This is a genomic window from Microbacterium paraoxydans (assembly GCF_019056515.1).
In the GTDB taxonomy this organism is placed as follows: Bacteria; Actinomycetota; Actinomycetes; order Actinomycetales; family Microbacteriaceae; genus Microbacterium.
The window spans coordinates 649,413-662,592 of sequence record NZ_CP064873.1; the positions used below are offsets into that span (position 1 = coordinate 649,413).

Annotated in this window: 7 protein-coding genes; all 7 read left to right on the forward strand. The window is 62.7% G+C overall.

The window, feature by feature from the left end:
* Positions 1-143: 143 nt before the first annotated feature.
* The 7 genes from IZR02_RS03035 to IZR02_RS03065 all read left to right on the forward strand — a co-directional run bounded on the left by IZR02_RS03035 (position 144) and on the right by IZR02_RS03065 (position 13,001).
* Positions 144-1,052 (forward strand): hypothetical protein, encoded by a 909-nt coding sequence (locus tag IZR02_RS03035; protein WP_025104530.1) that lies wholly within the window; start codon positions 144-146, stop codon positions 1,050-1,052.
* 265 nt (positions 1,053-1,317) lie between these two features.
* Entirely contained in the window at positions 1,318-2,613 is a 1,296-nt protein-coding gene (locus IZR02_RS03040; protein WP_217316562.1) for an RES domain-containing protein, read from the forward strand.
* Between the two features lie 288 nt (positions 2,614-2,901).
* Positions 2,902-6,783 carry a hypothetical protein gene (locus tag IZR02_RS03045; protein ID WP_025104528.1) on the forward strand — a complete coding sequence of 1,294 codons (3,882 nt, stop codon included), beginning with the start codon at positions 2,902-2,904 and terminating at the stop codon, positions 6,781-6,783.
* 525 nt (positions 6,784-7,308) lie between these two features.
* Positions 7,309-8,628 (forward strand): ISL3 family transposase, encoded by a 1,320-nt coding sequence (locus IZR02_RS03050; RefSeq protein ID WP_425411851.1) that lies wholly within the window; start codon positions 7,309-7,311, stop codon positions 8,626-8,628.
* Positions 8,625-9,428 carry a hypothetical protein gene (locus tag IZR02_RS03055; protein ID WP_217316563.1) on the forward strand — a complete coding sequence of 268 codons (804 nt, stop codon included), beginning with the start codon at positions 8,625-8,627 and terminating at the stop codon, positions 9,426-9,428. The genes IZR02_RS03050 and IZR02_RS03055 overlap by 4 nt, the downstream gene beginning before the upstream one ends.
* Positions 9,429-9,891: 463 nt before the next feature.
* On the forward strand, positions 9,892-11,478 hold the full coding sequence (locus IZR02_RS03060) for an McrB family protein (RefSeq protein ID WP_025104526.1): 1,587 nt from the start codon (positions 9,892-9,894) through the stop codon (positions 11,476-11,478).
* On the forward strand, positions 11,475-13,001 hold the full coding sequence (locus IZR02_RS03065; protein ID WP_081811603.1) for a 5-methylcytosine restriction system specificity protein McrC: 1,527 nt from the start codon (positions 11,475-11,477) through the stop codon (positions 12,999-13,001). The genes IZR02_RS03060 and IZR02_RS03065 overlap by 4 nt, the downstream gene beginning before the upstream one ends.
* Positions 13,002-13,180: the final 179 nt, after the last annotated feature.

The window sequence follows — 13,180 nt, forward strand, 5'->3', positions numbered from 1 at the left end:
CGGCTACTCAAGTCGAACCCCTGGCTATAGGTCGGTTCGCGAATCGCAAAAGCGAAGCTCGATAACATCCGGCACTTCCACGAGCGCGGGATGCTCGGCCAGAATGAGGGTCCCGGTGTCCTCGAGCAGAACGGCTGGTACACATGACCGGTGCAGAAGAGAAACGCGACGCGGTTGCGCTCGCTGATCTGAGTGACCTACTCGTCGCGGCCTGGCTCGAAGTCGCACGCCAGGCGGGGGCGGGTCCACGCCCGGGCTCGGCGGCTGCTCTCGACGCGGCCGAAGCCAAGCGCGAGCTTCCCGCAGGCGTGCCGAATGCCGAGCACGCGGCGGGGTACATGGCGGGGCGCATGGTCGACGCGATTGCGCTGCTGCTTCAGTCCCTCGGTACGCAGTTGCGTGCGGAGCCGATGGTGCCGTTGGCGGTCTGGCCGTTGGTGCGCGCCGAGCTCGAGTACGCGGGCAGGGTAGCGTGGCTGCTCGAGCCACTGACTGGCAGCGCTCCCGCCGCTCGCCGAGTGGCCCGCGCGATGCTCGAGCATGCGTCAGCGCTACAGCGGGAGAAATACACCGCAAGTAAGCACTCCGGTCCGTTGGCGAAGACGTACAAGCGGAACCGCGATGAGTTGCTTCGCCGGATCGGAGTGCTGTTCTCAGAGGTGCACACGCCTCTCGAAACCCCGGATCAAATCGGGGATTGGAGGATTGGCGGGGAGACGATGATTGGGCTGGGCAAGGCGAGCGATCTGTTCCTTTCGCAGAACTTCACCAAGGGCAGTGGGGTCTATGACATCTTGTCGGATCGGTCGCACCCATCGGTGATGTCGCTGGCATCACAGTCGGTGGCAGAGGAATCCGAGGGTGTGACGTCGTGGACCTATCCGGCAGACCCGGAGGTCCTCGACTTCCAGGTCCGCCTCGGATGCCTGATCCTTTACAAGTCCGCCCACACGATCTCTGCCTACTACGGCCTCAATTCCGCCCCGCTCGAGCGTTGGGCGGATGAGACGCCGGCGCACTGGCTCGATGAAGGTCCCCGGGCCACGTCGTGAAACGCGCCAGCCCCGCCTGTGCCGGAGAGGAAGCATCGTCGCTCTCGCCGTATGGATCTCTGACAGGATCTCGGCTCCACGAGTGCGACGTCCGTCCATCACGGTCCTCAGCCCTGTGCGGGCGATAGGCATAGTCCATTCAGATTGTGTTCTCGGCGTGTGGTGCCGAAGATTCGAGTATTGACCTGTCCGGCCTGTCTGGCCTTCCCGAATCCACCCGCGACGGCGTCCGCAACTCCGACGCTGGCACGGCTAGCATCGGCTCATGTATGAACCCGAGGGCTTCACCGGCCTGACCGAGACCATCTGCCTTTCCCACATCACCGACCTCGTTCTTCTCGATCTAGTGATCGGTGAAGCTGACAGCCGCATTTGCTCTTATTGCGACCACCGCAGCACGGATGGGCGAATAACAGCTGTGTCGATGGACGTTGTAGGGCGCCTGGTTTACGACGCAGCGACATGGCTCTACCACGACCACGGCGGTCTGGTACCGGACGAATGGGACGAGTGGAATGCTGGTCATGAGACCGACTACGTCGTCGGCGACTGTACTTCCGGCGCCTTCGACGCCTCGGTCATAGACGAAGTGAACGCGCACATCGCCGACGCTATCGCCACACCGAACTACTGGATGGAATCGGGGCTACGGGACGAGTTCCAGTTCTCCTGGGACGGGTTTGCGCAGATCGTGAAGTATCAATCCCGATTCGTGTACGTTGGCGCCCGTGAGCGTGAAGGGCGTCGCAACGAGCCGCCAGCTCGCGTCTCGCGGTTCCTGGACGGACTTCTGGCCTACGTCCAGGACGACATGCTGACGATGGTCGAGCCGGGGGAGAAGCTATACCGTGCGCGAATGGCCGAGGACGGCTTCACATTCCGCCATGAGGCGCGAGCCGACCCCGCGAAGCATCTCGGCCCAGCACCCGCCGGCAAGGCATCTGCGGGACGGCTGAACCCTGAGGGAGTGGGCCTGTTCTACGGAGCTACGACGCGCCAGATCGCAGTGAAAGAAATCGCACTGCACAGCCTGTTTGACGACGCAATTGTCGGAGGGTTTGTCGTCCAGCGGCCGCTGACGGTCTTGGACTTCACAAAGCAGCCAGCGCCACCGAGCATCTTCGCGGTGGACAAGCGGCGTCAATTCTTGTTCGCGCGGTTCGCCGACGACTTCGAGGAGCGCCTGACTCAGTCGGTGCGGTTGACCGGCGTGGAGCGCGTCGAGTACGTGGTAACTCAAATCATCGGTGAGTACTTCCGATGGGCCCCAGAGAAGAAGCTGGACGGAATCGCCTGGAAGAGCCACCTCCTGAGCGGGGATGAAAACGGCAAGAACGTGCTCGTTTGGGCGAGCGCCGATGACGTCCGCTCCGACCCGCCGCCTGCGGACGACCCAGCTGACTCGGAGCTGTGGCGCCGTTCTTTCGGCCCGCCGACCCCGACTTTGACGTTGTCGGACCGGGACGTTACGGTGCATCGCGCGAAGCGGTTCGTCACGGTAAGCCACGCGATTCTGCCGGGTGACGATGACCCGGACCCGATGTTCATGGACTTGAAGTGATTTGCGTGAGTCGAAGTCGCGCGCTGCTCCGCCAATTGGGGCGGAGTAACCTACCAGGACAGCGTCGTCGATGAGTGCAGACGATGCTTCTATCGCGCTGGGAGCGATACACGCGACGCTGGCCGGACGGGCACACATCAGTCAGGCGGGATGGCGGCATCCGCCGAGCCGACTTCTCGACAGCTCAGTCGTGGCCGTTCTGCAAGACGATGAGATCCGCGATCGCCATCTTCTGGCGGCGACGAACCCTGCGTCAGTCGTTAGATTCATGAGGAGAGGAGGCAGGGGATGCTCAACGTTTGGAGTCGGTCAGGGGCGATAGCGGGGCGAGGTTTTCACTATCAGGACGCGGTCGGTGCGTGGCTTAGCGGCCGGCTGATCGCAGGCGAGTTGGATGCGCGTCGCATCGTCCCGGAGGGATTCGAAGATCTACATATCGAGGGGCCCGAGCTAACGTTCGTGCAGGTGAAGAGTCGCCAGGAGAAGCGAGGCGCATTCTCAGTCAGCGAGACTCTCGGATTTCTTGAGGAGATGTGGGCCAAGCACCTGACCCGCGAGGCAGTAGGCATTGCCTCAGGTCGTTTGATGCTCGTCCAAGAGCGGAGCATCTCCGGAGAGGTCTTCGACGGACATGCCGCGGTCCTGGCTGACCTGCCGCTGACTCACCCGCTTGTGGAAGGCGTGGTCGAGAGACTTGGCTTGGAGCATGCTCGAACGCTCCTGCAACTGACGACCTTGATCACTTTGGATTGGCAGGATGCGCAGTCCGCCGCGGTGGATGCGATTACATCCGCCTCCGGGGCGGTGCGCGGTGCGGCAGAGCTCATTGAGCGCCTGCTGCGGATCGACATTGCAACCGCGGCGGATCGAAACGCGGCAGCTCCTGACCCGGACGACGCGGCGTTCGTGAACGTGAGCTCGATCTCGAAGCGAATCGAAGAAGTGCTAACCCTCCTTGACCGAGATGCCCTGGAGCGGGCACTCCTGGATGGCATCTGTGTTCCCGTTCAGTTCTCGAGCGACGTGGCGGCGAATGACTACTACTTGGGCACCGCAGCCCGACCTTCGCATATCGCATCTGGTTTGCCAGCGCCGATGCCTGATATCGCCGCGCAGGCCATCGAGAGCCTGAACTCGGGTGCTTCCGTCCTTTTGGCCGGTCCTTCCGGAGTTGGAAAATCAACTGCGCTTTGGTCGACGGTCTACACGCGCCGCGACGTCACCTGGTATCGAGTGACTCGTCTCTCGGACGATGCCATCCAGGGAATCAGAGATCTCCTCACTGCACGGATGCCGAGCCGCCGAAATCAGATCGGTCTGGTCGTGGACGGCGTCGGGACCGGCGAGCTTGTCGGTTGGGACGCGATCAATCAGGCCGTTCGTGATTTCGAAGGCGTCATGCTGCTCGGGACGGTTCGCAATGAGGACCTCGTCAGCGTTCAAGATCGGGCCGGGAGCGCGATCGTGGAGGTTACCCTTACGGAGGATATCGCCGAATCGCTGCACGAGAATCTTCGGCAACGCGGGTTGACCTCAAACGCGCATTGGCGTGAGGCGTACGTCGAAGCGGACGGACTGACGATGGAGTTCACCTACATGCTCACGCGTGGCCGTCGGCTTCGAGACGTCCTGCGGGACCAAGTGCTCTCGCGCGTCCGGGCCCAGCAAGAGACTGAGCTCCAGATCCTCGCCCTGATCGCAACCGCAGGAAGGTGGGCGCTCTCTGTGCCTATCTCGGAACTGTCGGAGTTTGAGAACGGCTCTGGCAGCCTGCGACGTGCCCTGACACGGCTCAACGAGGAACACCTCGTTCAAGTCGTGAGTGAGTCGGTGCAAGGGCTACATCCGCTGAGATCACGGTTCCTCTCTGAGATCGTCCATGAGCTGCCGCCACCGACGGCCAGCATGACGACAGTGAAGCTCGTGTCCATGCTTCCTGCTCCTGCCTTACCGGCGCTGCTAGCAGGAATCTCGCAAGACCTCCCGGCCGCCTTGCCAGCGGCCGTAGAGGCGCTTATCCTCAGGATGCAGTCGGGCACCAACGCCGATGTGCTCGAAGGGCTCCGCGCCGTGAAGTTCGTCGATCTGAGCGCACGATCAGGGCGGTGGGTCGAAGTACTCGATCGACACGATGTGCAACCGCCGTCAAAACTCCTCGCGATCCAGCTGGCGCTGATCGATTCGGACCTAGCGGGTTTGCCGTTCCCTGAAAACGTCTCAGCGGCGATTGCGGAGCTGCGTGCTGCAGTGCGCGAGCCTTTCGATTCTTTAGATAGGGCTGTGCAACAAGTGGGTGTGCAACGACTCGGTGAAGTGATACTCGACTCGCCAGATTTGGCCAGTGTGAACCAGGCGCTCGGATATTCTCAAAGCCTTGCGCCGGCGATCGCCAGCGACCTCGTCCAGGCACTTAGGCGGATGCGCGACGAAGGCCGCCCCGTCCGATCGCTCGACGTCGAACCAGATCTGGACGACTTGGCTGACCTCTTGCTAACAGCGGCTACGTTTGCTTCGGAAGTTGCGGAACTACTGCTCGCGGCCGCGGGCGGTGCTGACCGCGCGCAACAGCGCATCCTCGAGCGTTTCCCCTGGGCGACGACGGCAGGAATCGTTGACGGACCTGAAGGCGCAGTTTTCCGTGGCCAGATCCTCCACATTTCCGATCAAGTGCAGGGTGACGCTGACCGAAACGCCAAGGAATTTGCTCGTTTAGGGATCGCCCTCAACCCGAGCGTCGTACATGCAGACATCACCACGATCTGGTCGGACGGAGCGCCTTATGAGGTTGGAGGTAACTTGATGGGAGTGTCGACGCTTCGTCGGCAGTATCTTCACTCTCGGTCGTCTGTGAGCGGCCATCGGCAGACCGCTGGGTTCGCCGCAGCTCGCTTGCACGATCTAACAGCGACTGATCGTATGGAGATCGCGCTAGCAGGAATCACCATCGCCGAATCGCTCCTCCCAAGCATTATCCGTGTGTGGCTCCGTGGCGAGAATCGTCCTTCTGCCATGTCTGCGATTCACGCCTCACGCGTTGAACTTGACGCGCTCTCACGTCGACTGGTCCCGGTGTTTCGCGAGCCTCTTGCGGCTGAAATCTCCGTTATCGCGGATAGTCTCCAGACTCTGCTTTCCGCGATCGCGGTGGACCTCCCAAGTCGGCTGACCGACGCTTCAGGCTACTTAGCGCTCGCTTCGCATATCAGTGAAACCCTCGTGGATGCAGTGGGCAAGGCGCGGCAAGAGCAGTGGGAGATGATCGGCGTTCATCCCGGCGGGCTGCTTGACGTCGTTGAGCGAGAGCTCCAACAACTCGCGACCGTGCTCCAGGAGGTCGGGTCAGCTGGCACTATGCCGCAGGACATTCGACGAGCCGCACGGTCCGGCGACTCGCAGCGGGCCTTGTCTCGCGCGGCAGACCTGTCAACCAGGAACGCGTTGCGGCGTGCCGAGCGCGGACAACAGGAGAGACTCGCGGTCATCCGAGATTTCGGTCGGGAGGCTGCTTCTTACTCAAGGATGGTCCAGGGCATTCATGATGGCTGGCCGCCACAGCAATATGCCATTGCGGTAAAGGCCGAGAACGTTGTCGATTGGCTCCTCGTGGTGGAGAGAACGCTCGCGGCTCTGACTCCCGCGGAGATGAGTAACGCGTACCGCCCCGCATTGATCATCTTCCCGGAGATAGCTGGACGCCGAGTCGACTCGTTCGGCTGGCAAATCATTCGGTCTGCGTTTCCGATCGTCGAACCACTCACTGGTTGGGGTGCGACGTTTCCAGAGGCATGGGAGACTCCTCGGTTCGAGGCGCTCGGTGCGGGCCAGCATGCGCTCGCTGTGTTGTCCGGGCTGGCACTGCTAGAGCGCTCTCGGTCGACCGCTCCGCTAGCCGAAACGCGTTTGGCGGCTGAACAAGAGTTCCTGGTTGCCCGCGCGGCGCTCGGCGCTTACCCGGATCGGATCACTCAAGACATTGCTGCCTTTCTCGACTCCTTGGCCGCACAAGTCGCCCGGGAAGCAGACGAGAATATGGGTGAGACGTTCTCGGCACAGTTTGTAGCGCTTGTCCGGGGACAGCAAACCTCATTTACGAGACAGCTTAGTAAGTACGCAAGCCTCGCGATGCAGGCCGACATAGATCCGGAGGTGGCCGAGGCCCTCGCTGAATGATGCCTCCTGAAGCGGCGCTGACGCCCGACGTCCGTGAGCGCAGGCAGATTGGAGGCTTGGGGCGACCATTAATGACAAGCGCTCGGCTCGAAGTTAACGTCGGCAGGGGTTGCTCGCAGGATTCTTTGAGCCCGGCTCGGATGACGAGACGCCGGTGCGGCAGCCGAGCAACGAAAATCGTGCGATCGCACGGCACCGCGCACCCCGATTCTGACTCGGTTGGGTGCCGTCGGAGCATCGGCGTGGAGGTCGACGTTGGCGCGCACAGTTGCTGACATGCCGCGAGCGACGCGAGCCTCGGAAGCGCTACGGTGGCGCTGTATCAAGATGCTTCGAGGGCAAAGTCGCCAGAGGAAGAAGGCAGTGGTGAACCAGGAACGTCCGAATGAACTAGTCGCCAAGCAGATTGTCGGCTCTTCGGACATTCGGTGGGGGTGAGGCTTGCCGGGTGGGGTTCGGCGGGTAGGGGTCGAGGTCCCCGAGGATCAGTAGCGCTAACTGTCTGATCTTCACGAGGACCTCGACGTGCTTCACCCTACTTCGGGGTGCGCTTCCGCGCGCTCTGCCGCTGATCCGTGTTCCCGCTGCGACGTTCTGCTGGGTCTTCCCGATGTCCATGTCGAGCGCGTCGACCGTCGCGACGGGCTGCTGGTGGTGACGGTCTCGACGCCAGCGGCGCCGACCGGCTGCCCCTCGTGTGGGGTCGTCGCGACCGGCCGCGGACGCCGTCGACGGGTGCTTCATGATGTGCCCGCGACGACGCGGGTGCGGATCGTATGGCGGCAGCGGGTCTGGCGGTGCGACGAGGTGGGATGCGCGCGGCGGACGTTCGTGGAGCAGCTCCCGGGTCTGGTCGCCCGGCGCGGGTCGATCACCACGCGCGCCGTCGGCTGGGCGATCGGGCAGCTGCGCCGCGAGCACGCCACCGTGCACGGTATCGCCCGTCAGCTCGGCACGTCGTGGAAGACGGTGTGGCGCGCTGTCGAGCCTGAGTTGGAGCGGCTCGCGGCCGACGAGTCCCGATTCGAGAACGTCACCACGCTCGGTGTCGATGAGCACATCTGGCATCACGTCGACCCCCGCAAGCGCGGTCCGAAGGAGCTTACCGGGATGGTCGATCTGAGCCGCGACGCGGACGGGAAGACGCGGGCCAGGCTGCTCGACCTGGTGCCGGGCCGCTCCGGGAAGGCCTACGCGTCCTGGCTCGCCGAACGCGGCGAAGCGTTCCGGCAGAACGTGAAAGTCGCGGCTCTTGACCCGTTCGCCGGCTACAAGACCGCGATCGACGACCAGCTCGAAGACGCCACGGCCGTGCTGGACGCATTCCACGTCGTCAAGCTCGGCACCGCCGCCGTCGACGAGGTCCGCCGCCGCGTCCAGCAGGACACCCTCGGGCATCGCGGTCGGACCGGCGACCCGCTCTACGGGATCCAGACCATCCTCCGCGCCGGCGCCGAGAACCTCACCGAGAAGCAGCGGACCAGGCTCGCGGCAGCGATCGAGGCCGACCCCGCGCACGACGAGGTGTTCGTCGCATGGCAGTGCGCCCAGCAACTGCGTTCCGCCTACCACCAGAAGGACCTCGCCGAGGGCCGCCAGATCGCGGAGAAGGTCGTCGACACATTCCACACCTGCCCGATCCCCGAGATCGCCCGCCTCGGCCGCACCCTCCGCCGCTGGCGAGCCGCGTTCCTGGCCTACTTCACGACCGGACGATCATCGAACGGCGGCACTGAGGCCGTGAACGGGATCATCGAGCTGCACCGCCGCCTCGCCCGCGGCTTCCGCAACCGCGACAACTACCGGCTCCGCATGCTCCTCGCCGCCGGCGGACTCACCCCATGACCCCCACCGAATGTCCGAAGAGCCAGATTGTCGAACAGAGGCTCGGGGTGGAGCTCGAGCACGCGGACACCCATGGTGGGGTGGACTATAAGTCTGCCGATGGGAAGATTGCGTTGGAGGTCACCGCGGTGACCGAAGGTGGGAACAAGGGTGCTCGCGATGCTCTGAAGAAGTCCGCGAAGAAGGGCGTGCCAGGCGTGGATCTCGCGACATGCTGGCTTGTGTTCGCGCCTGAGGGGCAGGCGAACATGAAGACTTTCATGCAACGGGTGAAGCCGGCGCTGGCTCAGCTAGAGAGGGTGGGTGAGTCGTATTTCCGTCGAGAGCGCGCGGCGATCCACACCATTGAGGGCGGCCCTCTGGCCGAGATCTATCGCACCCTACTGAACGCGGGCGTGGAGATGGCGAGCTCCGCGCCGCACGAGGTGAAGTCGGACGATCCCAGTCACGTGCATCAGGTGTTGGTATCCACGGGCAGCGGCGGGTCGGTCAGCGGCAGCGACGAATCGCTGGCGCGGCTGCTAGATGCGCTCAGCGACAAGACCGACAACCCTCAGAAACTGGCGGCCACGGGCGCCGTGCAGCGGCATCTCTTCGTGTGGGTAAACGACGACACCTGGCACAACATCGCTCGGCCCTTGAGTAGGACATCGCCGTCCTGGGCCGACGAGGGGTGGGGCGTCCCCTCAGTTGCTCCGACGCTGGATCCTGCAATCACACACTTTTGGGTCATGCATGAGCGGTCGCGTCTCGGATGGTTCTGGGATGGAAAGACATGGAGCGCGTTGTCGCCTGAGTAAAGCCACGTCGTCGTGTTTGACACTGAGCGAACAGCGTGATGCCAGCGGTTGTCGCGTTCGACGTGAGCCTTCGCCCAAGTCGATGACGAGCTCGCTGGCTTCACGGCGGCCGATCGATGTCGAAGGGGTGTACCCAGAGGTTAAGACGGTTCGCAAAGCGGGGACGCATCGACTCGTGCACCTAACGCGCCGTGTACCGACAGAAGCAACCGAGCCCTCTCACAGCAATATCGCCGCGACAGCGTTAGGCCACGCTACTCGGCAGTTTCTGCGTGTGGCGCGAGCCGCGTACCCTGCCGTTATTAGATCTGCCGTGAGCCGCCTTGTGTTCGGGTCTAGGCAGTCGGTACGCCAAAATACGCGAGATTTTATGCAGCGGTTTGACTTACTCGCTCACGTGGCCGCCATTCGCCGGTAGACCACGCATTAGTGTGAGCGAAGACGACTCGATCGAAGGGGAGCGATGACCTCCGAAACTACCGACACCGCAGACGCGCCCATCTGGTTGCACCCTCACGGGGAGCGGCCGGACGACAGCACAGTGGACAGCATCACGGAGGCATTTGCGGCTGATGACCCTCGGTTCGCGGTGCAGGCCGACAAGCTCGACGAGCTCCTGAAGCTGGGGTATCAGCCTATCCCGCGTTTTCTGTTCTCTCTTGAGAATGTCGAGCCCGAGGTGATCGGCCCGATGAATTCCTCTAACAAACTCGGTATTCGTTTACACAACGCCGTCGTCAAGTCGGGGGATCTTGGTGACGATGTCCTGGAGGCCCTTGTCCTACGACGTGACGCGATCGGCCAGGTTCTTAAGTGGTCTGACCCTGCTGCGTTTCCCGCAATCCTAGAGTATCTACGGGAGCTGGCGCGGGCACGGGGTAGTTCGATTAGCGACTTTACGCTGCGCGGCTCACCCGCGCCGTCACTGTACAAGAGACTCGACACGCATGGCGACGCCGAAGCGGCATCAACATTAGACGCCGAGGTTGAGCCAGAAGATGCGGCGGACGACTTTCCGATCGCACGAGAAGTGTTGGCGAAGCTCCGGGACAGCCTCAATGTGGTTGTCGAGGGTGTTGCCGGATCAGGAAAGTCGCATCTGATTCATCAGCTTCGGACGGCGTACCAACACGTCGAGCTGGTCGTGTTCCATCCGTCTACAGGCTACGAAGAGTTCGTCTCGGGACTGCGCCCCAGGGCGGACGGCGGCTTCGAGGGCCGAGCCGGGGTGTTCGTAGAGATGTGTATCCGCGCGGCGCGCCACCCCGATGAGCTATTCCTATTGTTCGTCGACGAGATCAATCGCGCGAACACGTCACGTGTTTTCGGCGATCTGCTTCTCCCTCTCGAAAAGTCGAAGCGTGTAGATTTCGCCGAGACTGCTCTTGACGAGGCGCTATTGAAGTACCGGCCATTGGGTGATGACATCTCAGTGCGACTGCAGACTCCTATAGACGTGCTTCCCGACGTGGGGCCGGCTCCCGAAGAAGAGGAAGTCCATGACGTTGCACTACCGCTGCTCGACAAACTGGGGATTTCGACGCCGTCCGCAAAACCACTCGGCCTTAGCTATCTAGTGGTTCCGCAAAACCTGCATGTGCTTGGAACAATGAACTCGACGGACCGCTCCGTTGGCTCGATCGATCTGGCGCTACGTCGGCGATTCACTTGGATGGACATGCAGCCGCTAACGAGCGATGACCTTATTTCGAACACGCTCGTGGGCGCGCGAGTATCAGAGGACCCGGAGTGGCGAACGGTGATCGAGTGGTATGGTCAGGTCAACGCGCTTCTGCTTGCGCAACTCGGACCGGATGCTCGACTGGGGCACTCGTACTTTTTTGCTGACGAAAGCGCGAGTGGCACCGCCGCGCTTCTGCTCGCACAGCTCGCGGAGATCATTCACGTCTTCAACGCATCGGAGACGCTGCTGGAGTTGATACCTGAGTTGTTACTGCGATCTGAGAGCACCAGCTGGACGATCGCTTACGTCGGTTTGGGGCTTGGGCGCCGGCCCATCGTGCGATCCACGCCGGCCGTCGCTCTATGACCGACTCGACCCCGCTGGCTGATGTGCACAACCTAAGCTGGTTCCGCGTTAGTGAGCGGGGAAACGGTGTGGGCCTCACCGTGCTTAACGACGGCGCGTCTCGATCGTCGCTGGTGATACATGTGCTGCCCAAGCTATGGCGTGGGTCGAGCACCCCGCGAAGCGTTAAGGCACCTGTCGCCGGAGGCTCGGTCGATATCTACGAAGGTGACTATGTCGGCTTCCCTCCGGTGTGGGCGGCGCGGATAGAAACAACGACCTTGCCGATCGCCGAGGCTGAGGCCGAGGTCTTGGTGCCGGCCAGTCACTCGAGCGATGGCGACCGCGAACCCGGGGCGGGCGATCAACTCTGGACACCCGTTGCGCGACCGCGTCGACCCGAAACGTCGGTAGAGCGCCCGGAGCTTCGTACGGCGATGTGGGATCTCCTGCTTGGTAGCCGTCAGAAGATCGCACCGGTGCGTGGCAGCATCGCTGACTTCACTGCTGCGGCCGGCGTCTTCGCTTCTATGCCTGAACTGCGCCCGCTCTTGCAATCTGTCTTCGTGGATCGCGCGGTGGCGGCAATCCCGCTTCGCAAACCGGTGTACCGCGAAGTAGTCGAATCGCTCGGTGTGGTGCGTGGACGTATTCTCGTCGCTCCCCTCGTGCGACGGCAGGCGACTCAAGCGCTCCCCATCGACTGCGAGTTTGACACGCTGACGGGTGATGACGACGTCTGGCGTGCCATTAAGGCGGCGCTTATCGCGTCCACGGAAGCCATAGCGCGCACCGACCTGATCCGTGAAGCGGTGGCGCGACTGGAGGATGTTGGCAGCGTGCAAGCCGCCTCTGTCCTATCACGCGCGAGACGCGCTTGGTCTAGCCGCGATCCAAAACTGAAGGAGTTGCATGACCTGGCCGTTGCAGTCTTGCGGAGTGATTCTCGGCACAGCGGCGAGAGTCTGACAGCGAGCGGCGTCGCCATCAACGTGAAATTTGTGACGAGCGACCTGTGGGAGCACCTGCTGGTCGAAGCTTTCCGAGGTGCAGGCGCCGACGTCTCCAAACCGCGGCTGCCCCTCTTCTATCGCCAAGAGCCGCTGGGGTGGAAGGCACTTACGGGGAAGGCACCGGACTTAGTGGTATCACCGCCTGGCGGCCGGAAGATCATCGTCGATGCGAAGTACATGGCCAGTAGCTCGTTGTACTCGGCGCCCATGTCCGCGCAATATCAGATCGCGACCTATGCTCTGCGATCTGGTGCGCCGGCATTCCTTGCCTTCTCCGCGCCCCCGGGCGAGACTGCGTCGGACGATGCCACTGCGGAGATGGCGCTGGTGCCTGCGCTCTGGGACGAGTGGGAGCAGCGATACCTTCCAGACGCAACAACCACGCAAACCGTGATTGTGGGGTCGCTCCGGTTTCTGTTTCCCGCTCCGGGCGACGCGTCGCACGGAGTTCGCCTTATCGCTCAGGCGCAACAGCTGCTCGCGTTAGTCGAAGCGACGATGGACCGTTCGGAAGACGACGTTCCTATCTGATCGAGGAAGATGCTTTGCCACTAGCGATTGCGGCCGTCTGAAATTCACCGTAAAAGTATCGCTGTGTCAGCGCACCAGGGGGCGACCGCCCTGCCCCCATGTGCCGGGATTACGCCGCTGGTGCAGAGTCTCCTCACCGAGGTTGGAGGAGGTATGCCCCGGTTCGCCCTCCCCGTAGA

Excerpts from the sequence above, each read along its gene's own strand:
- IZR02_RS03035 (WP_025104530.1), top strand. The coding sequence starts at position 144 with ATGACCGGTGCAGAAGAGAAACGCGACGCGGTTGCGCTCGCTGATCTG.
- IZR02_RS03040 (WP_217316562.1), top strand. The coding sequence starts at position 1,318 with ATGTATGAACCCGAGGGCTTCACCGGCCTGACCGAGACCATCTGCCTT.
- IZR02_RS03045 (WP_025104528.1), top strand. The coding sequence starts at position 2,902 with ATGCTCAACGTTTGGAGTCGGTCAGGGGCGATAGCGGGGCGAGGTTTT.
- IZR02_RS03055 (WP_217316563.1), top strand. The coding sequence starts at position 8,625 with ATGACCCCCACCGAATGTCCGAAGAGCCAGATTGTCGAACAGAGGCTC.
- IZR02_RS03060 (WP_025104526.1), top strand. The coding sequence starts at position 9,892 with ATGACCTCCGAAACTACCGACACCGCAGACGCGCCCATCTGGTTGCAC.
- IZR02_RS03065 (WP_081811603.1), top strand. The coding sequence starts at position 11,475 with ATGACCGACTCGACCCCGCTGGCTGATGTGCACAACCTAAGCTGGTTC.